General features: G+C 64.9%; 24 protein-coding genes. 10 read left to right on the forward strand and 14 right to left on the reverse strand.

Annotated features, from left to right (window positions below; genetic code table 11):
- Window positions 1–8 precede the first annotated feature (8 nt).
- From argF to RBH26_RS10640, 10 genes are all read right to left on the reverse strand, one after another.
- Window positions 9–920: an ornithine carbamoyltransferase gene (gene argF / locus RBH26_RS10595; RefSeq protein WP_306758224.1), complete on the reverse strand. Its 912-nt coding sequence runs from the start codon at window positions 918–920 to the stop codon at window positions 9–11.
- Window positions 917–1,987, reverse strand: coding sequence for a [LysW]-lysine hydrolase (locus RBH26_RS10600; protein WP_306758225.1), 1,071 nt, complete (start codon window positions 1,985–1,987; stop codon window positions 917–919). The genes argF and RBH26_RS10600 overlap by 4 nt, the downstream gene beginning before the upstream one ends.
- Window positions 1,984–3,144, reverse strand: coding sequence for an aspartate aminotransferase family protein (locus tag RBH26_RS10605; protein WP_306758226.1), 1,161 nt, complete (start codon window positions 3,142–3,144; stop codon window positions 1,984–1,986). The genes RBH26_RS10600 and RBH26_RS10605 overlap by 4 nt, the downstream gene beginning before the upstream one ends.
- Window positions 3,141–4,010 (reverse strand): acetylglutamate/acetylaminoadipate kinase, encoded by an 870-nt coding sequence (locus RBH26_RS10610; protein WP_306758227.1) that lies wholly within the window; start codon window positions 4,008–4,010, stop codon window positions 3,141–3,143. Before RBH26_RS10610 ends, RBH26_RS10605 begins: the two co-directional genes overlap by 4 nt.
- Window position 4,011: 1 nt before the next feature.
- The gene (gene argC / locus RBH26_RS10615) at window positions 4,012–5,088 is read right to left on the reverse strand and encodes an N-acetyl-gamma-glutamyl-phosphate reductase (RefSeq protein ID WP_306758228.1); all 1,077 of its coding nucleotides are present in this window, start codon (window positions 5,086–5,088) and stop codon (window positions 4,012–4,014) included.
- A complete protein-coding gene (lysX, locus tag RBH26_RS10620; protein ID WP_306758229.1) occupies window positions 5,088–5,966 on the reverse strand; it encodes a lysine biosynthesis protein LysX in 879 nt (292 codons plus the stop codon). The genes argC and lysX overlap by 1 nt, the downstream gene beginning before the upstream one ends.
- 2 nt (window positions 5,967–5,968) lie before the next feature.
- Complete coding sequence (gene lysW / locus RBH26_RS10625) at window positions 5,969–6,133, reverse strand: lysine biosynthesis protein LysW (protein WP_005554620.1); 165 nt, start codon at window positions 6,131–6,133, stop codon at window positions 5,969–5,971.
- Window positions 6,134–6,391: 258 nt separating this feature from the next.
- Window positions 6,392–7,888, reverse strand: coding sequence for an argininosuccinate lyase (argH, locus tag RBH26_RS10630; protein ID WP_306758237.1), 1,497 nt, complete (start codon window positions 7,886–7,888; stop codon window positions 6,392–6,394).
- Window positions 7,889–7,890: 2 nt separating this feature from the next.
- Entirely contained in the window at window positions 7,891–9,120 is a 1,230-nt protein-coding gene (locus tag RBH26_RS10635) for an argininosuccinate synthase (RefSeq protein ID WP_306758238.1), read from the reverse strand.
- Window positions 9,121–9,437: 317 nt separating this feature from the next.
- Window positions 9,438–10,583 carry a hypothetical protein gene (locus RBH26_RS10640; protein ID WP_306758239.1) on the reverse strand — a complete coding sequence of 382 codons (1,146 nt, stop codon included), beginning with the start codon at window positions 10,581–10,583 and terminating at the stop codon, window positions 9,438–9,440.
- A gap of 86 nt (window positions 10,584–10,669) precedes the next feature.
- On the opposite strand from RBH26_RS10640, the gene RBH26_RS10645 reads away from it, so the two are divergent.
- The gene (locus tag RBH26_RS10645; protein WP_306758240.1) at window positions 10,670–10,855 is read left to right on the forward strand and encodes a hypothetical protein; all 186 of its coding nucleotides are present in this window, start codon (window positions 10,670–10,672) and stop codon (window positions 10,853–10,855) included.
- A 120-nt stretch (window positions 10,856–10,975) separates the two neighbouring features.
- On the forward strand, window positions 10,976–11,476 hold the full coding sequence (locus RBH26_RS10650; RefSeq protein WP_306758241.1) for a 2'-5' RNA ligase family protein: 501 nt from the start codon (window positions 10,976–10,978) through the stop codon (window positions 11,474–11,476).
- Window positions 11,477–11,493: 17 nt separating this feature from the next.
- Here RBH26_RS10650 and RBH26_RS10655 read toward each other — a convergent pair whose 3' ends face one another.
- Entirely contained in the window at window positions 11,494–13,695 is a 2,202-nt protein-coding gene (locus RBH26_RS10655) for an ATP-dependent DNA helicase (protein ID WP_306758279.1), read from the reverse strand.
- Between the two features lie 195 nt (window positions 13,696–13,890).
- Between RBH26_RS10655 and RBH26_RS10660 the strand changes: the two genes are divergently transcribed.
- Both RBH26_RS10660 and RBH26_RS10665 read left to right on the forward strand, forming a co-directional pair.
- A complete protein-coding gene (locus RBH26_RS10660) occupies window positions 13,891–14,292 on the forward strand; it encodes a hypothetical protein (protein ID WP_306758242.1) in 402 nt (133 codons plus the stop codon).
- An 87-nt stretch (window positions 14,293–14,379) separates the two neighbouring features.
- Window positions 14,380–14,931 carry a metallophosphoesterase gene (locus RBH26_RS10665; protein ID WP_306758243.1) on the forward strand — a complete coding sequence of 184 codons (552 nt, stop codon included), beginning with the start codon at window positions 14,380–14,382 and terminating at the stop codon, window positions 14,929–14,931.
- Here RBH26_RS10665 and RBH26_RS10670 read toward each other — a convergent pair.
- Complete coding sequence (locus RBH26_RS10670; RefSeq protein WP_306758244.1) at window positions 14,900–15,442, reverse strand: hypothetical protein; 543 nt, start codon at window positions 15,440–15,442, stop codon at window positions 14,900–14,902. The genes RBH26_RS10665 and RBH26_RS10670 overlap by 32 nt on opposite strands.
- Window positions 15,443–15,463: 21 nt before the next feature.
- Window positions 15,464–16,573, reverse strand: a complete 1,110-nt coding sequence (locus tag RBH26_RS10675) for a DUF87 domain-containing protein (RefSeq protein ID WP_306758245.1) — start codon at window positions 16,571–16,573, stop codon at window positions 15,464–15,466.
- A gap of 254 nt (window positions 16,574–16,827) precedes the next feature.
- Here RBH26_RS10675 and RBH26_RS10680 point away from each other — a divergent pair, with 254 nt between their 5' ends.
- From RBH26_RS10680 to RBH26_RS10705, 6 genes are all read left to right on the forward strand, one after another.
- Window positions 16,828–18,030, forward strand: a complete 1,203-nt coding sequence (locus RBH26_RS10680) for a hypothetical protein (RefSeq protein ID WP_306758246.1) — start codon at window positions 16,828–16,830, stop codon at window positions 18,028–18,030.
- On the forward strand, window positions 18,027–19,259 hold the full coding sequence (locus tag RBH26_RS10685; protein WP_306758247.1) for a hypothetical protein: 1,233 nt from the start codon (window positions 18,027–18,029) through the stop codon (window positions 19,257–19,259). The genes RBH26_RS10680 and RBH26_RS10685 overlap by 4 nt, the downstream gene beginning before the upstream one ends.
- Window positions 19,260–19,305: 46 nt before the next feature.
- Window positions 19,306–20,253: an aminopeptidase gene (locus RBH26_RS10690; protein ID WP_306758248.1), complete on the forward strand. Its 948-nt coding sequence runs from the start codon at window positions 19,306–19,308 to the stop codon at window positions 20,251–20,253.
- 79 nt (window positions 20,254–20,332) lie between these two features.
- Complete coding sequence (locus RBH26_RS10695; protein ID WP_306758249.1) at window positions 20,333–20,992, forward strand: HVO_0476 family zinc finger protein; 660 nt, start codon at window positions 20,333–20,335, stop codon at window positions 20,990–20,992.
- A gap of 197 nt (window positions 20,993–21,189) precedes the next feature.
- On the forward strand, window positions 21,190–21,855 hold the full coding sequence (locus RBH26_RS10700; protein ID WP_306758250.1) for a protein-L-isoaspartate(D-aspartate) O-methyltransferase: 666 nt from the start codon (window positions 21,190–21,192) through the stop codon (window positions 21,853–21,855).
- Between the two features lie 64 nt (window positions 21,856–21,919).
- On the forward strand, window positions 21,920–22,669 hold the full coding sequence (locus tag RBH26_RS10705; protein ID WP_306758251.1) for a protein-L-isoaspartate O-methyltransferase: 750 nt from the start codon (window positions 21,920–21,922) through the stop codon (window positions 22,667–22,669).
- An 879-nt stretch (window positions 22,670–23,548) separates the two neighbouring features.
- Here RBH26_RS10705 and RBH26_RS10710 read toward each other — a convergent pair.
- Complete coding sequence (locus tag RBH26_RS10710; RefSeq protein WP_306758252.1) at window positions 23,549–25,648, reverse strand: bacterio-opsin activator domain-containing protein; 2,100 nt, start codon at window positions 25,646–25,648, stop codon at window positions 23,549–23,551.
- Between the last annotated feature and the right edge of the window lie 56 nt (window positions 25,649–25,704).

Here is a 25,704-nt window from a genome sequence, read left to right on the forward strand (position 1 = left end):
GTCGAAGATCACTCGAGCAGCCAGCTCAGCAGCGCCTTCTGGGCGTGGAGCCGGTTCTCGGCCTGGTCGAAGACGATCGAGCGGTCGCTCTCGACGACGTCGCCGGTGATCTCCTCGCCACGATGGGCCGGCAGACAGTGCATGACCGACGCCTCGGGGGCGTGAGAGAGCAGGTCCTCGTTGACCTGGAATCCCTCGAAGTCGTTCATGCGGACGTCGCGTTCGTCTTCCTGACCCATGCTGATCCAGACGTCAGTGTAGATGATATCGGCGTCTGCAGCGGCCTCGACGGGGTCGGTCGTGATCGTCGGATCGCCACCCAGTTCGCGGGCACGGTCGACGACCGCCTCGTCGATCTCGTACCCTTCCGGCGTCGCGACGGTGAGGTCGATATCGGTCATCGCACAGCCGATGGCAAACGACTGGGCGACGTTGTTCCCGTCGCCGATCCAGGCGGCTGTGACATCGTCGAACCCTCCTTCCCGTTCGCGGATCGTCTGGAGGTCTGCCAGCGTCTGGCAGGGGTGGGCGTCGTCGGTCAGCCCGTTGACGATCGGAACCGAGGCGTACTCGGCGAGCACCTCGACGTTCTCGTGTTTGAACACGCGAGCCATCACGGCGTCGACGTACCGCGAGAGCGTTCTCGAGGTGTCCTTGAGCGGTTCTCCACGGCCGAGCTGGATGTCGTCCTCGCCAAGGAAGACGGCGTGACCGCCCAGCTGGGTCATCCCCGTCTCGAAGGAGACTCGCGTCCGGGTACTGGGCTTTTGGAAGATCATCCCCAGGGTCTGGCCATCGAGGTCCTCGTGGTCCTCGCCGGCGTGTTGGGCGCGCTTGTACTCCGCTGCACGGTCGAGTATCGTCTCGAGTTCGTCGCGTGTGACGTCGTCGATCTCGAGGAAGTGCCTTGGCTGTGTCATGAGTCGTCTCCTTGCAGAGTCGTCGCCACTCGCTCGAGGATCTCGACCGACTGGTCGAACTCCGAAAGCGAGAGGCGTTCGTCGGGCGCGTGGTCCAGGTCGGAGTTGCCCGGTCCGTAGGTTACCATCGGACAGTCCCACGCCCCGGCGTAGATGTTCATGTCGCTGGTGCCGGTCTTCCGAACCAGGCGCGGATCCTCGCCTTCCTTTCGGATGGCGACGCGGAACGCGCGTGCGACCTCCGTTCGCGGGCTCATCATCACGGGCGGAACCTTGTCTTTCCAGGTGACGGTTCCGACCTCGAGTTCGGCCTCTGCGGCTTCACGGACGGTTTCGACGTCGAGCGACGGTGGGACCCGAAGCTGGACGTCCATCGTCGTCTCGACGGAGAGGCCGTCTTCGCTGACGCCGCCCTCTATGTCGACCGGCTTGGTCGTCACTTGCTCGAAGACGGGTTCGTACTCGCCGCCTTCGAAGTGGTCCTCGACGGCCGACCACCAGTTGACGGCGTGTTGAATCGCGTTCGGGTCCGGCCGGGAGGTGTGGCCGGACTCGCTGGTCGCGACGTAGGTGCCGGCGATCAGGCCACGATACCCCAGCGTGATCCCGTCGGCTCCGGAGGGCTCGCCGTTGACGACGGCCTCTGGGGCCGTCTCGCGGTCGTCGACGAGGTAGCGCGAGCCTTTCGAGTCGATCTCCTCGCCGACGACGCCGACGAAGGAGACGCCCGTACGGACGGCAGCGACGGCCATCGCAGCGAGTGGTCCCGTCGCATCGACGCTGCCACGGCCCCAGAGAATCTCGTCGTCACCCGTCTCTTCGACTTCGACGGGGATGTCTCCCGGGACGGTGTCGATGTGTGACGTCAACAGGACCGAGTCGTCGGCTGGCGCGCGGACGTTGCCGACCGCGTCGATCCAGGCCTCGCGGTCGTGGGCTTCGAAGAAGTCGACGAGCCGTTTGGCCGCCTCGCGTTCTTCGCGGGTCGGCGAGGGGATCGAGACGAGGTCGACGAGCAACTCGCGGGCCTCCTCGAGCGAGACGTCGTGCTCCGTCGTCGTGCTCATGATTCGGCTTCGGCTTCCGTCTCAGGTGCGATGGTCGCACGTAGCGCGTCTACGAGCTTGTCCGCCTCGGCTTCGTCGATCACGAGCGGCGGCAGCAGTCGCAACACGGTCCGGCCCGCGGGCAGTGCCAGAACCTGGTGGTTCATCGCCAGGTCACGGGCGACGCGGTTCGCGCCGCGTTTCAACTCGACGCCGACGAGCAGCCCCTCGCCGCGAACCTCGCGGACCTCATCTCCCAGGGCTGTCTCGAGTTCAGTCGTGAGGTAGTCGCCCATCTCGGCTGCGTGGGCGGGCCACTCCTCTTCGACGAGCGTCGAGATCGTCGCGTGGACCGCCGCGGTGACGACGGGGCCGCCGCTGAACGTGGCGTTGTGTGATGCCGCACCGTCGGCGATCCAGTCCTGTACCGCGACTGCGCCGATGGGGAGGCCGTTCCCGAGTCCCTTCGCCGTCGTGAGGACGTCGGGCGTGACGCCCGCGTTCTGGCAGGCCCACATCGATCCCGTCCGACCCATGCCGGTCTGGACCTCGTCGAAGACGAGCGCCGCACCGGCTTCGTCGGTGAGTTCGCGGGCGGTCTCGAGGTAGCCTTCCGGCGGGACGTTGATCCCGCCCTCACCCTGAATCGGTTCGAGGATGACGGCCGCCGTCTCCTCGTCGACGGCCGCGGCGAGTTCCTCGCCGTCGCCGTAGGGGACGAACTCCACGTCGCCGGCCAGGGGCTCGAACGGCTTCTTGTACTTGTCCTTCCAGGTCGCCGCGAGCGAGCCCATCGTCCGTCCGTGGAAGGCCCGGGTCGCGGCGACGATCTTCGAGTTGCCGGTCGCCGACCGGGCGAACTTCAGTGCGGCCTCGTTGGCCTCGGTTCCGGAGTTACAGAACCAGGCGCCCTCGAGTTCGTCGGGCGTCGACGCGACGAACGAAGCGTAGGCGTCCTCGCGTGAGTCGACGGGATAGGAGGAGTCGACGAACGTCAGGTCTTCGACCTGTTCTGTGACGGCCTCGACGACCGCAGGATGGGAGTGACCCAGCGGCGTGCAGGCGAAACTCGCTCCTGCGTCTATGTACTCCATGCCGTCGGCGGTGTAGAGGTACGGCCCCTCGCCGCGCTCGATGCCGATCGGCTTGCTTCCGGAGACGAAATCGAGGTCACTCATTCTGCGGCCTCCGTTTCCGTTTCGGCTTCGTCGTCTGCGAGCACGCCGGGCTCGAGCGTCGTGCCGTCGCCCTCGAGCGCGCTCGAGATCGGCTCGTCGGCGTTTGCGCTCGCGACGGTCACCGACGCGGCACCGCCTTCGAGTGCCTCCTCGGCGGCCATGACCTTCTTGGTCATGAACCCTTCAGCGGCGTCTTTGACCGACTCGAACTCCGTGGGCGTCGTGGCCGCGTCGATTCTCGTCGACTCGTCGTCGGGGTCCTCGTAGATCCCCGACACGTCCGTGAGCACGACGAGGTCCGCCTCGAGCGCCCCTGCAATAGCTGCAGCAGCGCGGTCGGCGTCGGCGTTGACGGCGGTGTAACCACCGTCTTTCTCCTCGCCCAGCATCGGGACGGAGACGACCGGCGTGTAGCCGCCCTCGAGGACGGTCTCGAGCAAGTCGGCGTTGACCGACTCGATCGTGCCCGAGTGATCGCCGCGTTTGATCTTCTTTTTGCCGTCTTCCTTGACGCGGACGGCGGACTTGCGTTTGCCACGGAGTAGTTTGCCGTCGGTGCCCGAGAGCCCGACCGCGTTTACGCCCTCGTTCTGGAGCGACTCGACGAGATCCGTGTTGAGTTTGCCGGGCATCACCATCTTGAAGACGTCCATCGTCTCTTCGTCGGTAAAGCGCCCAACCACTCCGCCGGGGGTCTCGACGTAGGTCGGTTCCTTGCCGAGCTCTTCTAGGGTCTCGTCGACGGCGGTCGAGCCGCCGTGGGTGAGGACGACGTCCTCGTCCTCGTCAACGAGCGAGGCGACGTCGGCGAGCGCGCCTTCGGGATCGACGGCGCGTGCGCCGCCGATCTTGACCACGACGGTCATTTTACGGCGCCCCCACGGGGTGGAGCCCCGCGAACTCGAGTCCAGCTGTTTCCTCGAGGCCGAGTGCGATGTTAGCGGCGTGGACCGCCTGCCCGGCCGATCCTTTCATCATGTTGTCGATCGCCGAGAAGACGACGATGCGCTTGTTCGATGGATCGAGCTCGAAGCCGACCTCGGCGAGGTTCGTTCCGGAGACAGCCTTCGGCTCGGGGTAGCGGTAGACCCCGGAACCGCCGGCGGCCATCCGGACGAACGGCTCGTCCTCGTAGCAGCCGCGGTAGGCCTGCCAGAGGTCGCCCTTCGAGACCGGCCCCGACGGGAAGACGTGACTCGTCGCGCTGGCGCCGCGAATCATATCTACGGCGTGGCACGTAAACGAGACACTCGTCCCGAGGAACTGCTCGATTTCGGCCTCGTGGCGGTGGCCTGTCGGCGCGTAGGGTCTGACGACGCCCGAGCGTTCGGGATGGCTCGAGGCCTCGCCGCCGCCGGCGCCTCCTTCCGAGGAGCCGACCTTGACGTCGACGACGACCTGTTCGCCACCCTCCAGAATGTCGTGCTCGAACAGCGGGTACAGGCCCAGGATCGTCGCGGTGGCGTTACAGCCGCCGCTGGCAATCAGTTCGGCGCCCTCGAGGTTCTCACGGTTGATCTCGGGGAGGGCGTACTCGGCCGTTTCTAAGTACTCGGGCGCGTCGTGGCCGTCGTACCACTCGTCGTACTGGTCTTCGGTCTCGAGACGGAAGTCCGCCGAGAGATCGACGACCGTATCCGCGATCTCGAAGAAGTCGTCGATCTGGCCCATCGAGACGCCGTGTGGCGTCGCCGCGAACAGGACGTCGACCGACTCGATGTCCTCGGGTTCGGTAAAGCGCAGGTCCGCGCCACGAAGCGGCGGATGGACGGAGCCGACGCTCTTGCCAGCCTTCGAGCGACTGGTGACTTCACTGATCTCGAAGTTCGGGTGGCCGGCGAGCAGTCGTAGCAACTCGCCGCCGGTAAAGCCCGAGCCGCCGATGACGGTCGCGGTGACCGTCTCGGCGTTCTCGTCGGCGCCGGTTTCGGTACCGACCGCCATCAGGCGCTCACCTCGAGTTCGGCGTCAGCCTCGGCAGCCGCCTTCTCCTCGAGCCAGTCGACGACGGTACCGGCGATATCCGTTTCGACGGCACCGTCTAAGGCTTTGAACTCGACGGTGTGGTTGACCTCGTGGACGGTGTAGCCGCTTTCCGTCTCCATGAGGTCGATGCCGAGTAAGCCGCCGCCGACGGCGTCGCTTGCCTTCTGGACGAGTTCTCGCGCTTCGTCGTCGAGTTCGAAGACGTCCGTCTCGGCGCCTTTCGCGGCGTTAGTGATCCAGTGGTCCGAAGAGCGAACCATCGCGGCGACGGGCTCGCCGTCGGTTGCGACCACGCGGATGTCCCGTCCGGGCTTCTCGACGAACTCCTGGACGTAGAACACCTTGTGCTCGTAGTGGCCGAGCGTCGCCTTGTGCTCTAAGATCGCCTCCGCCGCGTCGCGGGAGTCGATCTTCGCCATCAGGCGTCCCCACGAGCCGACGACCGGCTTCAGAACGCAGGGGTAGCCAAACTCCTCGATGGCTTCTAGCGCGGTCTCTTTGGTGAACGCGACCTTCGTCGCGGGCGTAGGCACGCCCGCTTTCTCGAGTGCGAGGCTGTTCTTGACCTTGTCCGCACAGACGTCGGCCGTCTCGTGGCTGTTGACCACGGGGATCCCGTACGCTTCGAAGAACTGCGTGGCGTACAGGCTCCGGCTCGTGGCGAGACAGCGGTCGACGACGATGTCGAGGTCAGCCAGGGCCTCGGCGGCCTCGCTGATGTCGAAGGTCTGCTTGCGGACGTCGATCTTCTCGACCTCGTGGTCGCGCTCGCGCAGCTCGTTCAACAGGAGCTTCTCGTCTTTGCGGATCCGGGAGTAGAGTATTCCTACTTTCAAGGTTACTCACCCCAGTCCTCTTCGAGCTCGGGGGCTCGCTCGAGGACTGGCGGCTCGGTGTCGACGACTTCCAGCTCGGCGCCGCAGGTCGTACAGTCAACGATCTCTCCCACTTCCAGATCGTCGTGCAGGGACACTTCCGCCCCACACTCGACGCATTCGGTCATTGTGTTTCTAACTGGGAGCCGGTCTCCCTTAAAGCCTTCGAACTTAACAGTAAAATTATATTATCTGCACCGTCAGCTAATGGACCACTGACGCCCACGTACCGCGAATTCAGTTTGACATATCATGTAGTGGGTAATTTGTCCCCTCGCGGGGACCGTGGCCGCAAGGCCCGCGGTCGAATTCGCCCGCAGTGGCACCTCTCGCCCCCAGACGGTGAGCGTGATCGTGGTAACCGAGAAACGAATCCTCGGGAGCACTCAGACATAGTCGTTCACCTCCTCGCGAAGCACGTCGTGGGCCGCCTCGAGTGCCTCGCTGGTCTCCTCGAAGTCGTCCCTGTCGGTCGAAAGCGCCACGCGGGCCGCCTCGAGTTGGTCGGCGACCGCGTCGGGAGCGGGACCACCCTGGGAGTCGCGACTCGCGACGCTTTCAGCCGGGTCGAGTGCGTCTTCGACCGCTTCCGGATCGACCAGCGACTCGAGCGGTTCGCCGAGGACGTCCTCGGCTGCGGCCTCGAGGGCGTCGTAGTCAGCACCGTTCTCCGCTGCCTCGGCGACCAGCTCGTGGGCCGTTCGGAACGGCAGCCCGTTGGCGGCCAGCAGGTCGGCGACGCCGGTCGCCGTCGAGAAGCCCTCGCCAGCCTCCTCAGCCAGCAGATCCTCGTTCCAGTCGGCTGTCGCGACTGCGCCGGCGGCGACCTCGCTGGCCTCCGTCACGGCGTCGACGGTCTCCCAGGCGTGGGTCGTCGCCCGCTGGAGGTCGCGGTTGTACGCGCGGGGCAGTCCCTTGAGCGTCGTCGTCAGGCCCTGGACCGCGCCCGCGGCGTCGCCTGCGACCGCACGGACGAGTTCGAGCGTATCCGGGTTTTTCTTCTGGGGCATGATCGACGACGTCGAGGAGTAGTCGTCGTCGAGATCGACGAAACCGCGGTTCGCGAAGATGACCACGTCCTCGGCCAGTCCGGACAGCGTCGTCGCGTGGGTCGACAGCGCCTGGATCGTCTCGAGTAGGAAATCCCGGCTCGAGGAGGCGTCCATCGAGTTCTCGACGACGTCTTCGAAGCCAAGCAGTTCGGCGGTGCGTTCTCGGTCGATATCGAACGTCGTCCCCGCGAACGCGGCGGCGCCGAGTGGCGACCGATTGATTCGGCCGTAGGCCTCGAGCAGCCGTGCCGTATCGCGGCGGACGGCGCCTTCGTAGGAGAGCGCCCAGTGAGCGACGGTGGTCGGCTGGGCCGGCTGGAGATGAGTGTAGCCGGGCATGATCGTCTCTCGGTTGTCCTCGGCCACCTCGATCAGTGACTCGCGCAGGGCAAGCGTCGTCTCGATGGCCGAGAGGACGTCCTCGCGCAGTCGGTAGCGGATACACGTCGCGACCTCGTCGTTGCGCGAGCGTGCGGTATGCATCTTCCCGCCGTCTTCGCCGATGCGCTCGATGACGGCCGTCTCGATAGCCTCGTGAACGTCCTCGCCGTCGGGCAGCGAACCGTGGCCGTCGACCTCGATAGCATCGAGGGCTGTGAGGATCTGCCCTGCCACGTCGTCGTCGACGATGCCCTGTTCGGCGAGCATGAGGACGTGTGCGCGGTCGACTTCGAGATCGGCCTCGAAGATCCGTTCGTCCGCCTCGAGCGAGGAGAGGAAGCTCCGGGCGGGGCCGCCGCTGAAGCGGTCCCGCCGGACGACGCCCTCCCCGCTCCCGTCAGTTGCGAACGCGGATTCGGACGGACCGTCGTGAGCGCTCTCCTCGGTCATCGTTACTCGTCCTCGCCGCGTCCGTCGGTCGCGAGTTCGACTTCCTCGTCTTCGTTGGCCGCGATCGCCTCGTTGGCGAGGCGGCGCTGGAAGCCGTGGTACTTCGCGACACCGGTGGCGTCCTCCTGGGTGATCTTTCCGACCGTCTCCGTGTCGAAGGACGCGTGCTCGGCCGAGTAGGCTGCGTAGTCGCTGTCACGAGCAACCGCGCGGGCCTGGCCACCTTCGAAGCGGATCGTCACCGTTCCAGTGACGCGCTTTTGGGTCTCGTCGATGAAGCCTTCGAGGGCACCGACGAGCGGCGCGTCGACCAGCCCTTCGTACCCTTTCTTCGACCAGCGCTGGTCGATCAGCTGCTTGAACTCGCGTTCTTCCTGGGTGAGCACGAGCCCTTCGAGCGCCTCGTGGGCGTTGAGCAGCGTCGTCGCCGCTGGGTGTTCGTAGTTCTCGCGGACCTTCAGCCCGAGCATGCGGTCTTCCATCGAGTCGGTGCGGCCGACGCCGTAGGCCCCGGCCACGCCGTTTAGATGTTCAATGAGTTCGACGGGCTCGTACTCGACGCCGTCGACGGCGACGGGATAGCCCTCCTCGAAGGTAATCTCGATCTCCTGGGTGTCGCCGGTCGGTGCCTGGGTCCAGGCGTAGATGTCTTCCGGCGGGACGTAGCTCGGGTCCTCTAAGTCGTCACCCTCGACCGAACGGCTCCAGAGGTTCGTGTCGATCGACCAGTCGCCACCGCTACCACCCTCGACGGGGAGGTCTTTCTCCGCGGCGTACTCCTGTTCCCACTCACGGGTCAGGCCCAGTTCGCGCACGGGGGCGATCACTTCGAGATCGGAGTCACGCCAGACAGCCTCGAACCGGAGCTGGTCGTTGCCTTTGCCCGTACAGCCGTGGGCAATACCGGTACAGCCCTGCTCTTCGGCGACCTCGAGGATCGCTTCGGCGATCACGGGACGAGCCAGCGCCGTCCCGAGCGGGTAGCCCTGGTAGGTCGCGTTCGCGCGAACGCTGTCGAGACAGAGCTGTGCGAACTCCTCTTTGGCGTCGACGACGTAGTGTTCGAGGCCGAGCGCTTCGGCAGTCTCTTCGGCCTCTTCGAACTCCGAGGCCGGCTGGCCGACGTCGACGGTCACACCGATGACGTCGTCGTATCCGTATTCTTCCTCGAGCAGCGGGACACAGACAGTCGTGTCCAGGCCGCCCGAAAACGCAAGTGCCACGCGGGTCATATCGTATGCGAGGAAAACGCGAGGATGGACTTAAGCCCGTTGGTTTCAAATACGTAAATTATCGATAGAGCCGCTGCTAGCTGTGAATTCTGCATTTTCTGGATCGTTGGAACGAACCGGGACGAGAGGTGTAGTATAGTGGGCGGGCTCAAAGGCCCCGCCGTCGCCGTCGCCGTCGCGACAGAACAATCCCGTCGGTAGCCGAAGTGGCGCCTGCGGTGCCGACGGTATGACTCATTGGTAGCCCTATGCCAACCCTCCGTATTAAATCCTGCTGAATCGCGCTTTCCGCGGTCTCCGGTCAGTCTTGCGTCGATCTACTCTTCGTCGTCGGCTCCGTCCTCGCTCTCGTCCGGTAGGGCCAACACGTTCTCGCGACCGATCCGGAAGACCTCGACCTCGTCGTCCTCGCGCAGGCCGCTGACGACCTGGCTCGTCTTGGCCTCGGTCCAGTCCAGTTCGGAGACGACCGCCTGCTGTTTGATCCGTCCACCACGTTCCTCGAGCAGTCGCAGGACGCGTTCCTCGTTGCTGAGTAGTTCCGCAGGCGGTTCGTCGTCGCCGGCCGAACCGTTTTCTACCGTCGCCGTCGCTCCGCCGTTGGGTGATGGCGTCGTGGACGTCGTCCGGCCGTCTCGTTTGATCCACCAGCCAGCGGCACCGACGGTCGCGAGAAAAGCGAGTGCCGCCAGGACGATCAGCCAGGGCATCGATGGTGGCGTTTCCTCTTCGTCCTCGGTCGGCTCTCCCGTGTCGTTGCGCTCCTCGGTCATGACGATCGTCGGCGACGTCGACGAGAACGGATCCCCGTTTCCGCCCCACTGGACCGACGCCAGTTCGCCGTCCTCCGCATCGCTCGTTGGGTCGCCGCTTTCGGGTGTCGGCTCGACCTCGTCGATGGTGTACCCCTCCGGCGCGAACACCGTAAACGACGTGTCGTGGGGCAGCGAAAAGCCGGCGAGGGTGTCCTCGACCTCGATACGGTTCAGCTGCCGATATGCGAACGAATCCCACTCGAACGTCACCACGACGTGGCCGAGATCTCGAGGCGCGGAACTCGTGTCAGTCTCGACGTCGACGTTTCTGATCTCCATTTCCCGCTCGGTTGCGTTCTCCCCCTCGGCGAGTTCGTCGTTCCATCGATCCGTCTCGCTGTCGGCGTACGTCGTCGGATTCGCTTCGACGTCTTCTCGGAACTCGTCCCACGTGCCATCGGAGTCGTTCTCGAAGCGGTAGTCGACGACGAACGTCGCCGATTCGTTCTCGTGGACGAATACGTCGATCTCGATATCGTCTGCGTCGTCAAGTCGGTCGATCTCGGTTTCGGTATCGGGGGCTTCCTGTGCTGCTGCTCCGCCGACCCCACCAGCGACGATCGCGATCGAGCCGACCGAAAGCACCGCGAGCACACACCCGATACCCACGAGCACCCAGAACAGGGCCCGCGGCCCCTTCACATTCATCGTACTCACATGTTATAGCCGAGCAAATAGGTCTTTCCGACTCGAGAAACGGTTTATTTTTCATACGGTCACGGGAACGTGACTGTATGTCCGATACGCGTGGCGAACTCGAGGTCGAAACTCTCCTGAAGATCGTCCTCGGTTTGGTCGCGATTTTGCTCGCTCTCCAGATCGTCGACATTTTCGTCAGTTGGATCGCGCGGCTGCTGACACCACTGCTGTTGCTCGTCGTCGCGTTGATCGTCGCCCTCTGGCTCCTCGATCGGCTCTAAAGCCTGTCGGACCGTCGAGCAGGCACCCTCCGGCGAGACGATTTTATCACGAACCCGTCGGTGACGACGGACCTCGCAGAACGTCACACTGATACGTCGATCGATCCTAGCTCCGGTGTCGTGTACAGCGTCAACGTTCCGGTCCCCGGCCGCGTCCGTACGCTCGCCAACGAGCTCTATCCCGAACTCGTCGGCTTCGACAGCGTCCGCGAGGACCACTCGTGTCTGCTCAAACGGCTCGGCGAGGCCGACCACGTCGCCCAGCTCCAGCATCGCGCCCATCGCGCGCTCGAGGGTGCGCCGGCCGTCGAGGCTCGAATTACGGGTATCGACTACTTCGAGGAACCGCCGCTTGGGTCGGCTCCCGTCGTCTATCTCGCCGTCGAGAGTCCCGGTCTCGAGTCGCTACACGCCGACCTCACCGACTCCTTCGAGACCGTCGAGGGTCTCGAGGGGGCCGACTACGTTCCACACGTCACGCTGGCCCGCGGTGGCGACGTAGCGACCGCCAAACGACTGGCCGACCGCGAGATCGAGCCGATCCGGTGGACCGTCAATGAACTCGAGTTCTGGGATGGTACCTACAAGCTGCCGGTGAGCCGGGTCTCGCTGCCCTCCTGATCCGATTCCCGCTCGGATTACGGTGTCGGCGGTTCTCCGTCGTAGGCGTCGTGGTCGCCGTAGAAGTTGAGCATCGCGAACTTCAGTTTCTCGGGGTCGATGTCGATCAGTTCCTCGCGTTCTTCGTGGGGGAACGTACCGTTGACGCTGTACCGGCCGAGTTCCGATTTGGCCGACCGCGAGTACCGACTGTCGAGTAACGCGCGGACGCCGACGTCCTCGGGCGACCGAATGACTCGCCCAAGCGCCTGTCGGGTCTTCCGGACGGTCGGGATCTCGACGGCGTAGCGCCAGCCGGTCTCGGTTCCCTCGAAGGCCGCGTCGTAGGCCTCCTGGACCGCTTCTGCCCGATCGTCTAGGTGGGGGTAGGGGACGCCGACGACCAGTACCGTGTTGGCGTCGTCGCCGTCGAAGCTGACGCCCTCCGCGAGAGTTCCCCACAGCGACGTACAGAGGACCGCGTCGTCGTCAGCGACGAACTCCGTGCGCAGGTCCTCGACGGCGACGCCCGGCTCGTCGAGATACACCGTCGCGTCGGCCCGGCGCTCGAGTCGGTCGGCGTAGCGTTCGGCCTCGGCGTAGTTGGGGAAGAAAGCGAGCGTATTGCCGGGGGTCATCCGAACGGCGTCGTGGATCGTTTCGCCGACCGTCTCCTGGACGGCCGGATCGTCTCGATCGGACGAAAAGAGTGGCGGCGTCTCGACGGCGTACGTCCGCCGACGATCCTCGGGGAACTGCAGCCCGTAAGCCATCGTCACCGGATTCTCAAGACCGAGTACGTCCTCGGTGACGTCGAACGGCTGGAGCGTGGCGCTCATCAGGACGGTCGCGTACACCTCCTCGAACAGCCGGCCGGTGACCTGTCGTGGGAGACACGTATACAGCTCCGCGCGGCCGTAGACCTCGTCGGTGCCGGCGTCGCGGGTGACGGAGACGACGGGGTACAGCCCCTCTTTCGCTCCGTCGTTCATCCACGCACTGACGAAGGCTGCGGCCTGGAGGGTCTGACACTCCGTTCGCGTCGCGGTCTCTCCCTCCCGGTAGGCCTCCTCGTACTCTTCGTCTAGCTCCTGGCCCAGTTTCATCGCGGCCTCGAGGTCGCCGTCGATCCCCTGTCCGGAGTAGCGCTGAAGGAACTCGAGTGTCAAGTCGTCACGACGGTCGTCGTTGGCGATGGGGACGTCGGTCCAGTTCTCGCCGATCTGCTCGCGCGCTCGCGGCCCGCGGCCGCTCGTGCTATCCGCGCCGCGTTGCGCCGCGCGATCCCCGAACCCAAAGGAGTCCTCGTAGGTCTCGACGAGCGCGCGGTGAAACGCCGAAAGGACGTTTGCAGCGTCTTCGGATCGGGGATCGTCCGTCTCCGCGAGTTCGTCCAGCGCGGAGTCGAAGGTGCGCTCGGAGCAGGTCCGGGTGGCGTGTTCACGGGCGGCATCTTCGACGTTGTGGGCCTCGTCGAAGACCGCGATGACGTCTTCGGGATCGCGGCCGAGCCAGCGGAAAAACTGCTCTCGAATGGTCGAATCGAGCAGATGATGATAGTTACAGACGACCAGATCGACGCCTTCGATCCCCTCTTTCAGGAGTTCGTACCCACAGAACTCCTGGCTCTCGGCGTACTCGTAGATTTCCTCGGGCGTGCGAACGTCCTCGAAGAGCCACGCGAAGAACTCGTCAGTATCCGCGGTCAGGTTGTTCCGATAGTAGTCACAGACGTTCTGTTCCTCGAGATCCTCGAGTCGGTCCTCGATCGACTCGAGTTCGTCCATGACGGCGCTGCGAGCGTCGGCTGCCGATCCGTCGCCGTCTTGACTCTCCGCTAAGAGTTCCCGCTGGCGGCGCTCGAGTTGGCGTTTGTCGCGCTCGGTGTCGACGATCGCGCGGGTGTTGTCACGAAGCGCCTGACACTCCTCGTAGCCGACGTCGATGTGACACATCGACCCTTTTCCTTTGAAGACGACCGCGCGAACGTTCTCCTCGCGGGTGATCGCCCGGGCCTCGGCGACGAACTGGCGCATCTGCTGGTGGACGTTGGTCGTGATGACGACCGTCTTGTCCTGCTCACGGGCGACCTCGAGTGCCGGCACGAGCGACGAGAGGGTCTTGCCGGTCCCGCAGGCCCCTTCGAAGAGGACGTCCTGGCCGCGAGTGAGCGAGTTGTGGATGCGATCCATCGCCTCGCGCTGATTCTCGTACGGCTGATCGTACGGGAAAAAGCGCATGTACCCGGCTGTCTCGGACACGCTAGACGATCAGTTCCCGATCCGATAAAAGGGTTCGTCTCGGTTCACCCACCTGCCGGCGTCCACTCGTACCCATCGGTCGGTCACGCTCGAGGGACCCGAGACGAGAGTCGATTTCCACGGCCGGCTATCGCACGCTCAGACGACAAACCCTTCGGGGACCTGCAACCGAACATGGCCATCCCCGGGTACGATTCGAGTAACGTCGCGGAACACACACTCGAGCACGTCGGCGCCCGCGTCGCCGTCGTCGCAGGCGTCGTCCCCGACGAGTTCGGGCTCGCGAAAAGCGGGCGCGAACCGCCGGTCGACGCCCTCGCCGACCCCGTCGATCTCGTCGCTCTCGACGAGCTCAAGGCGCTCGAGGCGATGCGGATCGCACTCGTGTACGACCCCTCCAGATTGCCGCCCGGCGCGAGTCCGACCGACGTCGCGGTCGCCGTCGACAACGACGGCTGGGAGCCACTCGAGTCGACCGTCGATCTCGAGGAGACAACGGTGACGGCGACGCTTTCCGACTGTCCGCCGGGAGCGACGGTCGTCGCGGGCTACGACGACAGCGACGCGACGCGGTGACGATTCGCACTCGACACGTGGTCGAGTGCGTCCCGAGCCGACGACGATGACGAAAGCGACGTCACCCTGCAGCCTGTAGCCGCCGGTATGATCGCGATCTTCTCGGATACACACAGTACGAGTGGTCACGAACTCGAGGGCGAGGCCCTGCAGGCGGCCCGCGAGGCCGACACCGTCATCCACGCGGGAGATTTCACGAGCACGGTCGCCCTCGAGGCCTTCCAGGAGGAGTGTAACCGTCTCTACGCCGTCCACGGAAACGCAGACAGTGGGGCCGTCCGGGATCGACTGCCGACGGGCCGCGTCGTCGAGGCCGGTGGCATCCGGCTTGCCGTCACTCACCGCCGGGACGGCGGCGAGATGGGGCTGGCGATGTTCGGGCGCTCGCGTGATGCCGACGTCGTCGTCTTCGGTCACAGTCATCGTCCGACCGTGATCGAAACCGAGGACACTCTGTTGGTAAATCCCGGCAGCCACGCCGACCCGCGCGGGAACCGGCCAGGCTTTGCCGTTCTCGAGCAACGAGACGACGAGGCAGACGACGGTGCGAACGGTCTCGTAGGCGAGATCCGCGAACCGGACGGAACGCCCATCGACTCGTTCGAACTCACGGGAGTGTCTTCCGAATCGTTGCGATAACGCCCGTCGACTCGGCCGTCTCGTCGCCGTCAGAGTTCCCGATGCCGGCCGTTGCTTCGTCCCCGTCGCCGTTTTCGTCCTCGCTGCCGACGATCTCCGCAACCGTCGACTCCGGCGTCACGGACCCGTTCTCCCTCGCTGCGGACTCACCCGCCCCCGTTGTCGCTTCGGCGAGTTGCCTGTCACGACAGCGGTCGCTATCGATCGAATCCGCTCGCTCGAGGTCGTCGAGTCGGCGCTCGAGGCGATCGACGGTTGCGACGGCCGCGGCGGCCTGCCGCTCGACGTCCCTGTTGACCGATTCGACGTCGTCGACGAACCCCGTCAGCGACTCCGCTCGCGCTTCGACTCGCGCCAGTCGCTGCTCTTGTTCGTCGATCCGCGACTCGAGGCGTTCGACGGTCCCGGCGAGTTCAGCCAGTTCAGCCAGTTCGTCGACCGTTCCGTCGCCGTCGATGACGGTCCGCTCGAGGGCTGCGAGTCGTTGCTCGAGCCGTTCTCTTTCGGTCATGTCGCCGTTTCTACCCTCCTCTCATTTAAACCCGGAGTCGGTGTCGTCTCGACCGTGTTCGTCCGTCGCCGCCTCGCGTCCTGTCTCGACGAAGTCGCTTGCCCGCGGGCTGTCACCGCCGTGTGGTGTGTCACGGTTTCTGATCCGTGCCGCGTGAACCGTCTCGGTAGCGTCGTCGACGATGACCACGTCGCCGGAATCAGTCGGGAGCCGCGTCTCCAGCGATCCGCTCATATACGTCGGCTGAGCGTGCTCGAGGGCCTCGAGGTCGGCCGCCGACGTCAGTCGATGGGAAACGAGGAGATCCGATTGGGAGATACCGACCGGTGGGACGGCACTCGGTCGCTGGGTCGCGGCGACGAGGCTGACTCCAGGCGCGCGCCCGCGCGTCAGAACTCGTCGAAGGGACGATTCGGCGATCCCATCGAAGAACGTGTGGGCCTCGTCGATGAGCAACCACGGCAGCCGATCGATCGTCTCGCGGACACGAGCCCGGTACACCGCCTCGGCGACGCCGCGACAGACGGCGTTCATCGGTCTGGCCTCGAGCCCGGAGACGTCGACGACTGTCGCTTCCGATCCGGCAAGGTCGACCGCTGAGAGACCGTCAGGATCGAAGACGCCCCAGGAAGCGGCAAGCGCCAGGTGGTTGACCGCAGCACGCCTGTCCGCGTCGGGAGCGTCGGTCGATTCGACGTGTGCTCGCATGCCGGCGACCGTCTCTGCCTCCGTCGCAGCTTGCCAGACGAGGCTTCCGGCCCCACTTTCGGGCGAGAGATCGAGCAACGCACACCACGACCGCGGATCCAGCGCCGCCGGCGTAACCGTCGGCGAGTCGACGACCTCGACGGGAACTGACTCTCCCGCTGCTGTCTCGGCGAGCGTTCCGAAGACGCCCATCGGATCGACGATCACCGGCGCGACGCCCCTCGAGCGTGCGAGTTCCTCGGCGATGACACCGACAGTGTAGGACTTTCCGTAGCCGCGCTTGCCGACGACGAGGACGGCGTGTGGCCCGTCCAGATCGAGATAGAGGTCGGCTCCCTCGCTCCCGTCGAGCGCCCGGTACTGTCCGAGTCGGGCCGCCGGTCCGGCCGTCAGTTCGTCGCCGCGTCCGAGTACGAAGCTCACGCGAAGCGCTCACTCGTATTGCTACTAGAACTCTCGTGCTGTAGTTTAAGTCGGAAGCGGGGACGAACGACGCTATGTGTCGGACTCGACTGAAGCCTGCACCGAACGACGACGACTCATACTACCGGACAACAATCAATACACACCCGATCGCGCCTCGGCGCCTGTCGCGGAACGCGACAGCGTCTCGAGTGCGATCGGAGTGTGCATCGTGTTGTCCGGCAGTATCACCAGCCGGCAGGATCGGATGAGCGATGGAGACAGTCTCGTACGAATCACTGCTCGGGGTCTCCTTCGGCCTATTACTCGCCGTGTTAGCTGGCGTCGTCGTCACTGCTGTGGCGATCGCCCTCGCTGCCCTCGAGCGACGGCGACTGCCCGACACTGTCTCCGTATCGCTTGGGTTGGTACTTGCCGGCGTTGTCGGCTATGGAATCGGTGTCTTCGCTGCCGATCCGCTGTCGACGGCCTCGATTCGGTTTACGCTGGCGGCGCTCGTCGTCGGGCCAGTCGGTGTCGCCGCCGGTCGTCTGGGGTGGCGACTCGCGACCGAACTCCCGCTGACGCCGTCGGCACCACTCGAGCGCGGCCGATCGCTCTCGGCGGACGCGATCGATGCGGTCGATGCGATGGGAAAGGTGACGATACGTACGGGCGATCGCATCCGCGAGTTCGATGGGTATCCACCACTCGACCCACAACTCCGGGCGACGCTTGCGGACGGTGTCTGGCGACTCCCGGCGGATCTACCCCTCTCGGAACTCGAGGCGCGTCTCGAGGACAGGCTGCGGACGACCTACGACCTCGAGGCGGTGACCGTCGCCGTCGACGCCCGAGGCCGAGCGACGATTACGGCCGCGCCGCCGTCGAGGCGTGTCGCAAAGCGAGTTCCCGAGAGTCGGCGTGCCGTATCGGTTCGGACACTCCTTCCAACGGGGCTCGGGCCGGGCGATAACGTGCTGGTCGTGACCGAGTCGGTGACCGTCGAGGGGACCGTCCTCGATACGACCCCTGGCTCCGAGCCCTGCGAAGCGGTTACCCCATCTATGGCGTGCTCGGTGGGCGGTAAGGGACGAGCCACGGTCGCCGTTCCGACGACCGACGCGGAGCCGATTCTCGAGGCGACGCAGGCGCGCCTCGTCGTCGTTCCGTCCGAATCGACGCCGACGCTCGACGCGATATCGCTGCTCGAGCGGGACGGAACGGTCGTTCGACGGATAACGCTGACTGAACCGCTACTGGACGCGGTCGAGAGCGACGACACCACGCTCGAGGTGTTCGCGGTTCGGAACGACACGGCAGCAGCCACCTCGATGGCCGATCCCGAGTGGACGTTCGATCCCGAGCCAGCCACCCTCTCCCCCGGCGTGGAGGCGTTCGTCCTCGATACCGACGGCAGCGGGCTTCCTCCCGAGCCAGACGCCACGGACCGAAGGACACTCGAGGTGAAAGCATGACGTCGGCAGTCGTACTCGAGGCCCTCGCCGCGACCGACCCGTTGCGAACCGTCGGTACGGTCGACGGTTCGAGGACGCTCGAGTGGACGCGGACGGCGTTGCTCGCGATCCTCGGTTACGGGTTGCTGATGGGTGCCATCACGCTTGTCGCCGGATTCGCCTATCGTGTGGTCACGGTCCGGGAACTACCGATCGGAGCGGCCGCACTCGTCGGTCTCGCCGGGCCCGTAGGATGGCTCACCGTTCTGGCCGTCGGTCGCGGTGAGTTCGTCGCTGGGTCGCCACCGGAACACTACACTGGCGCGCTCTTCGTACTCGGCGTCGTCGCCGCCGGAACCGTCGCTGCGACCGGCGGCCGACGGCTCGGTGATCGGATTGCGTGTGCCGTCGCTGACACCCGCCCGCTCGAGACCGACGGGAGGGTCGCGGATCGTCTTCGATCGGCTCGCCTCTCCGTCGCACTCACACTCCCCGAATCGATCGACGACGTCGAGGGCTACCCCCCGGTCGACGAGACGATCGAGCAGGAACTCGCGGGTCGGCGGTTGCTGTTCCCCAGCGGGTTCACGACGGCGGCGTTGCGGTCCAGACTCGAGACACGACTCGAGACGGATTTCGACGTCGGCTACGTCGACGCCGAGTTCGCTGCCGACGGCACGCTCGATGCTCTCGCGGTCGGCGATCGACGGGACGGGATCGCGCCCACGCTGGGACCGAATCGCGTCGCCGTGGCGATCGCCGGTGATCCACCGTCGCGGGCGAGTGTGGGCGATCCGATCGAGGTCTGGACGACCGACGGCGATTCGCGTCGGTTCGTCGCGACAGGGAGGCTACGAGCGAGCACGGACTCCGTGACGACGCTGGTCGTCGACGCTGCCGACGCCGAGGCGTTCGCTCCCGGCGATCGATACCAGCTTACGACGCGAGCCGAACCGCCGAGCGGCGGCCCTGCCTTGCTCTCTGCGATCCGCGGCGCGGACGAGACGGTCGCGGTTTGGACGGTCGAGGAGGGCGGTCCACTCGAGCGCGAGTTCGTCGGCTGGCTACCGGGAACCGTGCTGGTGATCGAACGCGACGGAGACGTTCACTCGCTGCCAGCGGACAACGAACCCCTGGAAGCCGGTGATACGATCTACGTCTTCGGGACGCCGGCCGACCTCGAGGAGCTGTCGACTGAGGGCGTATCGTGGTCGACGGACATTTCCGGAATACGGACCGTCGGCAAATGAAACAGGAAAGGCAATAGCTTTCGGATCGTTCCCGTACAATACGCGTATGTCCGAACTTCGCGACGCTGCCGAGACGGCCGTTCGGCAGTGTCTCGCCCTCGAGGCGTCCGAGTCATGTGCCGTCGTCACCGACGACGAGCGTGAACAGATCGGCGAGTCGCTGTATGCAGTCGCCAGCGAGATCACCGACGACGCGGTTATCGTCCGGTATCCGCCAGGAGAGACCCACGGCGGCGAGCCCCCCGAACCCGTCGCAGCGGCGATGGCGGGTGCCGACGTCGTCCTCGCGCCGACGACGAAGAGCCTGAGCCACACGCGCGCTCGCACTGAGGCCAACGAGGCCGGTGCCCGCGTCGCGACGCTGCCGGGGATCACCGAGGAGGTCTTCACGACGGGGCTCGACGCAGACTACGAGTCGATCGCGACCCACTGTGAGAACGTCCACGAGCAGGTCGCCGACGCCGACGAGATTCGCGTCACGACGCCGGCCGGCACCGACATCACCTTCGGTATCGGCGACCGCGAGTGGCTCTCCGATACCGGGATCGTCCACGAGACAGGACAGATGTCGAACCTGCCCGCTGGCGAAGTGTTCGTCAGCCCCGAAACCGCCGATGGAACGTTCGTCGTCGACGGGACGATGCGCCCGCACGGACTGCTCGAGGACGATCACGAACTCACTTTCGAGGTCGAGGACGGATTCGTCACGACGATCTCGGACGACGAAATTCGGGAGACAGTCGAAAGCGCTGCCGAGGACGTCGGGGACGCGGCGTACAACCTCGCCGAGTTGGGGATCGGGACGAACGTCGCGGTCACCGATCTCGTCGGGTCCGTGCTGTTAGACGAGAAAGCCGGCGGCACCGTCCATATCGCGATCGGCGACAACGCGGGGATCGGCGGCGAAACGGAGGCGCCGATCCACCTCGACGGCATTCTTCGAGCACCGACGGTGTATGCAGACGGTGACGAAATCACGCTCCCGGAGGCGTGACTGATACGGAGAGTGGTTTCATCCATCCTCTGACGAGCGGTCCAATCGCCTTTTAGGCACGTAGCGTCTAGGCCGTGTTATGAACGACATTCCGGACCGGATTCCGACGCCCTGTCCGTCCTGCTCGCCGGACCTCGAGACGGTCCACGAGGTCCTGACGACGACGGAAGGCGGCGGAACGCTTACCGTTCGCTGTAGTGAGTGTGGCCACGTCCACAAGGTCCAACCCGAACAGGAACGTGAAGTGACTCTCGACGTCGTCGTCTCTCAGGGCGGCGAATCCTTTACCGCAAACGTCACGACGCCCGAAGACGAGACGATCGAAGTCGGCGACGAGTTCATCTTGGAAACCGAGGAGGTGCTCTCGACGGTTCGCGTGACCAGCGTCGAACTCGACGGACAGAAACGGCGGGAGAAAGCCGATGCAGCGGACGTCGAAACCGTCTGGACCCGCGAGGTCGACAACGTCGCGGTCAACGTCACCGTCCACCCCCAGGACGGCTCGAGAAACGACAGCCACAGTATTACGGTTCACGTGCCCGGCGACTACGAATTCGAGGTCGGTGAGATAGAGGAGTTCGGCGACGACGAGTTCGAGATCGACGCCTTCGTCGTCCGCGACGACGCCGACGGATACGACCGGGACCGCTACGAGATGGAGGGTGATACGGTCCTCGCGAAAGATACCAAACGCGTCTACGCCTACGATCAGCAGACCAGCGCCTGGTCGGCCTGGTAACGACGACTTCTTCGTCTGCGATCCGTTCCGATACTGTCGGACAGCACGAGTCACCGGTTGGTCGCACGACTGCGGTCGTCGCTGACGGTGACGGCCGCGACGTCGCGACCGACGGGTCACTGCCTGCTGTCCGGCAGTATGACCTGTCCTCCACTCGCGCCCCACAGACTATTGGCCGTGAGACGGTAGATTACTCTATGTTTCGCGACCGTAACTCCGGCTCCGGCGCCGACGCTGACGACTACGAAACGGCCCGCGAGCGGATGGTCCGGACGGTCTCACGCCGCGTCGAGGACGAGCGCGTCCTCGAGGCCATGCGGGCAGTCCCCCGCCACGCGTTCGTCCCACCGGACCGACGCGACAGCGCCTACGCGGATCGCCCGCTCCCGATCGGTGACGGGCAAACGATCAGCGCGCCGCATATGGTCGCCATCATGGCAGACAAACTGCGTCTCGAGCCCGGTGACGAGGTCCTCGAGATCGGTACCGGCTGTGGCTACCACGCCGCAGTGACGGCCGAACTCGTCGGTCCGGAACACGTCTACACCGTCGAGTACAGCGACGAACTCGCCGACCGGGCGCGCGAACAGCTCGCAGCCGTCGGCTACGACGAAATCTCCGTTCGGACCGGTGACGGTCGCGACGGCTGGCCCGAACACGCTCTATACGACGCAGCGTATTTCACCTGTGCGACCCCCGAGTTTCCCGATCCCGTGATCGAGCAGGTTCGTCCCGGTGGGACGGTGCTCGCCCCGATCGGCACCGGTTTCCAGACGCTCGTCGAGGCCACGAAACGAGCGGACGGCGGACTAGAGCGGACCGAACACGGCGGCGTTCAGTTCGTCCGGATGCGCGGCGAGTGACCGGTCGTCGACGCTGGGCCGCGCAAGCGCGCCATTGATAACTGCCCGAGCGATTACCTCGAGTATGGACCCCGCGGTACTGCGAGAGGACATGGTCGACGGCCTCGAGTCACCGGCCAAGGACGTACTGGACGACGAGGCCGTCGCCGTGGCGATGCGTGACGTCCCTCGCCATGAGTTCCTCGAAGACGAGCGATCGGCGTACGCGGATCGCGAACACGACGTTCTGGGGACACGAGTGCTCGCTCCGAGTACCGTCGCTCGCCTACTGGATGCGCTCGAACTCTCTGCCGGTGACGAGGTGCTGATCGTCGGTGCCGGGGTCGGGTATACCGCTTCCGTTACGGCCGAAGTCGTCGGCGAAACGAACGTCCACGCCGTCGACATCTCCCGGCCGCTCGTCGCCCAGGCCCGACAGAACCTCGCTCGAGCCGGCTACGGGGGCGTCTTCGTCGACTGTCGGGACGGTGCGGCCGGCCTGCCGGAGTACGCTCCGTTCGACCGGATCCTCCTCGAGGCCGCCGTCGTCGATCCCCCTCGGGCGTTGCTCGAGCAACTGACCGACGACGGCCGGCTGGTCTTTCCCCGCGGCACCCAGAACCAGCGACTCGAGACCGTCTCTCCCGACGGCGATCGAACCCGGCTCGCGGCCGTTTCGTTCGACCCGTTGCTCGTCGAGGGCGAACAGTCCGGGGCGATCGAGCGAAACCGAATGGCCCGGGAGGATCGGGAACGCGCGATGCGTCGAGCCGAATCGCGACGCGGTTGGGAGCAAGACTGGATCGAGTGGGACGAGTCGATTGGTTCTCACTGACGCTGCGTTTCCGACCGGCGTATCGGAGGGCCGGTGCTAGAGTCAAACGCTGAGTCTACTATACTGCCGGACAGCAATCACTGAAGCGGGTTGCCGGACGGGAGCGGCGATTGCTCACATTCTAGTAGCCACTGACCGTCACTGCGCACCCGATCGCATGAGGGGAGCGCGGGTCTCGCTCCGGTGGTCGCGTCGACCCACGAACTGGCAAGCGGGGACCGACGTGACCCATGCGCCGTGCGATCGGTGTGAGAACAGACGATATTCTATCCGTCAGTGTATACCTCGCTCCGCGAAAAGTGGGGGGTGGGGGGATTGGGGGTGGCGACAGGCTATCGCAGATCGCCATTGATTGCTATGGTCTCCTGTGGATTAAATATACTTTCTAATCAATTAGTGGGCCACAACGTAGAGACACTAATTAATTAGTAGTGTCTCCTTCGCTAGAACGATACTCGATCACCGGATGCGCTATCGGCGTCACCGTCTCGCCGACTGTACCTGTTGCTCTCGTTTCGGCTTTGGTCGTCGCCGATACTCATACTGCCGGACAGAAGCCAATGAAGAGCATTCGCCAGGCGGGAGCGGCGAATGCTCACAATAGTTCTGTCCGGCGGTATCAGTGATACGGACGCTGTCTATCAGTCCCGGCACATCTACAGAGACACAGGGCAAGTGCCTCGAGATCGTCCGGAAATATTCCAGCCGACCCGATGCGGAAAGGTCAAAGGAAGTTGAATTCGCCCGCGGCCGCACGTCCAGTTTTTGGACGTACGGACAAAACGGCGAAGCCGCGGGGCTTGTCCCTGCAGTACTTCACAGCCGAGTCGCAGTCGTGCCGGAGTAGCAAGACAGGAGATCGAACGACTGATCGGCCTCCTAACCGGACTCTCCACCGAACGCCAGCGTCACGAGCTTCCGTTCGGCCGCCCGCAGATGATAATGGTACGTCGGCGGTGAGACGTCGAGCGCGTCTGCCAGGTCCTCGCCAGTACTCTCGCGGGGCCACTCGAAGAACCCGCTGTAATGGGCCGCCTGTAACGCCTCGAACTGTTTTTCCGTGAGTCGCTCCTCGAGGTGGGTATCGAGCTGTCGGGCCGACCGCGACCCGGTCGTTTCGCGGCGGGCTTCCAGTTCTGTTTCGGGATAACTGTCCCTGATCGCCTCGACGAGCGATCGCGCCTCGACCCGTTGTGGCACCTCGAGGGTGACGGTCGTTCCGTCTCGCGTCGTGGCGGTCCGCAACTTGACGTCGTACGTCCGTAATGTCTCCAGAAACGGCGAGGAAGTTACCGTGACCTCGAACAGGATCTCGTCGTCACCGTCCGAAACGACCGAGACGCTGTCGACCGACGCCCACTGGTCGAGTGGCGTCATGTCCGTCCCCTCCGGTGCACTCACGAAGACGACGAGTTCGTCGTCGCGTTCGATCACTCCCTCGACGGTCGCGGCACCCTCGACGTGCTCGGCGAAACGGTTGAACAACAGTCGCGAGTCGTCGATGGCGAGTTCGAGTTCGAGTCGACTATCCGTCAGCATCGCTCGCGTGCGCTCGACCGATCGGATCGCGTGACCGATCGTCTCGCCGAGTTCGCCCATCACCGTCAACTCGCTGTCGCCGATCGAATCGACACCTGTCACGTGGACGAACAAGACGCCGTACTCGCGTTCGGTGTCCGTCAGCGGGACTGCAAGCAGCGTCTGATAGCCGTAGGTCAGGGCCTCCTTGCGTCGCCGATCCCAGCCGTCGGCCTCGAGAACGTTCCGGACGAGCTGTACGTCTCCCGTCTCGAGCGTTTCCTCGACGAGATCGATCTCCGGTGCGTGGGTGCCATCGTCGCGGAGCTGATCGATAAACACTGCATCGACCCCGGCCCAGGCAGTCGGCTCCGGTGGGTCGTCGTCGCTCGAAGCGATCCAGGCGAAACAGTAGCGCTCCGTGTCGGCCAGCCGTTCACACACGGTCGTTTCGATCTCCGTCCGCGTCGACGCCTGTGCGACGCTGTGGTTGATCTCCCTGACGATCTCGTTGGTGTGGTTGAGTCGGGTCAGCTCCTCGTTTTGCTGGGTAAGGGTCCGATCGTGTTCCCGAAGCAGTTGTTCGCGTTCGGCACGATCCAGTGCTGCTTCGGTGTTTGCCGCGAGAATGTGAAGCAGTTCCGTCATCGTCTCGTCGAAGCCGTCGACGTCTTCGGTACCGGCGACCAACACGCCGTGGGTACCGAGCGGAACGATCAACTCGCTCTGGCTCAGTGTTTTGGCTTCGGCGTCTCGCGTAACGTCCTCGTAGTACGCGCTCTCACCTTCGGAGAAGACCTCCCAGACGTGGCCTTCACCCTGTTCGAAGTGCATCTCCGGATCGACGAGTTCCCGCGACTCCCGCGTCGACGCCGCGTGCTCGAGTCTCCCCTCGGTCGGCTCGAACGTGTACGCCGCAGCGATGGGTACGTCGAGGATCTCGCCCGCGGTGTCGACGGCCGATCGGTAGATCTTCCGTTTCGTTCCCGCACGCATTAGATCCCGTGTCGTCTCGTGGAGCGTCGTCAGCGTTCGTTCGTAGCGACGCTCGCTCTCGCGAAGCTCCGTCTCGGTACGATACTGCGAGACGGCGTTCGTAATCTGATTGGCTAGCAGGGCGTACTGTTTCTCCCCGGACTCCTTCTGGAGGTACTGGGTTACGCCCGCGGCGATCGCTTCGCTGGCGACCTCCTCGGAGCCCCGGCCGGTAAACAGGATAAACGGCAGGTCCGGATCGTCCTCGCGAACCTGCTCTAGCAGCTCTAGACCCGTCATTTTCGGCATCTCGTAATCGCTGACGATACAGTCGATCGACTGCTCCTCGAGAGCTTCGAGGGCTTGCTCGCCGTCTATCGCCGATTCGGCGACGATCGCGTCCCGTTCGCGCTCGAGCATCTCTCCGGCGAGGTCGGCAAAGCCCGGTTCGTTGTCGACGACGAGGACGGTGATCGGCTTCGTCATGGACACTCGTGGTGATATCGGATGGAAAACGAGGGAACACTAAATAATTAGGGTTC

Origin of the sequence: Natronolimnohabitans sp. A-GB9 (genome assembly GCF_030848565.1) — an archaeon.
Taxonomy (GTDB): domain Archaea; phylum Halobacteriota; class Halobacteria; order Halobacteriales; family Natrialbaceae; genus Natronolimnohabitans.

Bases quoted from the DNA above. Each gene is read 5' to 3' on its own strand.
- RBH26_RS10655 (WP_306758279.1), bottom strand. From the start codon at position 13,695: ATGCGCTTTTTCCCGTACGATCAGCCGTACGAGAATCAGCGCGAGGCG.
- RBH26_RS10635 (WP_306758238.1), bottom strand. From the start codon at position 9,120: ATGACCCGCGTGGCACTTGCGTTTTCGGGCGGCCTGGACACGACTGTC.
- argC (WP_306758228.1), bottom strand. From the start codon at position 5,088: ATGGCGGTCGGTACCGAAACCGGCGCCGACGAGAACGCCGAGACGGTC.
- RBH26_RS10640 (WP_306758239.1), bottom strand. From the start codon at position 10,583: ATGAATGTGAAGGGGCCGCGGGCCCTGTTCTGGGTGCTCGTGGGTATC.
- RBH26_RS10600 (WP_306758225.1), bottom strand. From the start codon at position 1,987: ATGAGCACGACGACGGAGCACGACGTCTCGCTCGAGGAGGCCCGCGAG.
- RBH26_RS10670 (WP_306758244.1), bottom strand. From the start codon at position 15,442: ATGACCGAAAGAGAACGGCTCGAGCAACGACTCGCAGCCCTCGAGCGG.
- RBH26_RS10665 (WP_306758243.1), top strand. From the start codon at position 14,380: ATGATCGCGATCTTCTCGGATACACACAGTACGAGTGGTCACGAACTC.
- argH (WP_306758237.1), bottom strand. From the start codon at position 7,888: ATGACCGAGGAGAGCGCTCACGACGGTCCGTCCGAATCCGCGTTCGCA.
- lysW (WP_005554620.1), bottom strand. From the start codon at position 6,133: ATGACCGAATGCGTCGAGTGTGGGGCGGAAGTGTCCCTGCACGACGAT.
- RBH26_RS10660 (WP_306758242.1), top strand. From the start codon at position 13,891: ATGGCCATCCCCGGGTACGATTCGAGTAACGTCGCGGAACACACACTC.
- RBH26_RS10700 (WP_306758250.1), top strand. From the start codon at position 21,190: ATGTTTCGCGACCGTAACTCCGGCTCCGGCGCCGACGCTGACGACTAC.
- RBH26_RS10685 (WP_306758247.1), top strand. From the start codon at position 18,027: ATGACGTCGGCAGTCGTACTCGAGGCCCTCGCCGCGACCGACCCGTTG.
- argF (WP_306758224.1), bottom strand. From the start codon at position 920: ATGACACAGCCAAGGCACTTCCTCGAGATCGACGACGTCACACGCGAC.
- RBH26_RS10695 (WP_306758249.1), top strand. From the start codon at position 20,333: ATGAACGACATTCCGGACCGGATTCCGACGCCCTGTCCGTCCTGCTCG.
- RBH26_RS10710 (WP_306758252.1), bottom strand. From the start codon at position 25,648: ATGACGAAGCCGATCACCGTCCTCGTCGTCGACAACGAACCGGGCTTT.
- RBH26_RS10610 (WP_306758227.1), bottom strand. From the start codon at position 4,010: ATGACCGTCGTGGTCAAGATCGGCGGCGCACGCGCCGTCGATCCCGAA.
- RBH26_RS10645 (WP_306758240.1), top strand. From the start codon at position 10,670: ATGTCCGATACGCGTGGCGAACTCGAGGTCGAAACTCTCCTGAAGATC.
- RBH26_RS10680 (WP_306758246.1), top strand. From the start codon at position 16,828: ATGGAGACAGTCTCGTACGAATCACTGCTCGGGGTCTCCTTCGGCCTA.
- RBH26_RS10705 (WP_306758251.1), top strand. From the start codon at position 21,920: ATGGACCCCGCGGTACTGCGAGAGGACATGGTCGACGGCCTCGAGTCA.
- RBH26_RS10605 (WP_306758226.1), bottom strand. From the start codon at position 3,144: ATGAGTGACCTCGATTTCGTCTCCGGAAGCAAGCCGATCGGCATCGAG.
- RBH26_RS10690 (WP_306758248.1), top strand. From the start codon at position 19,306: ATGTCCGAACTTCGCGACGCTGCCGAGACGGCCGTTCGGCAGTGTCTC.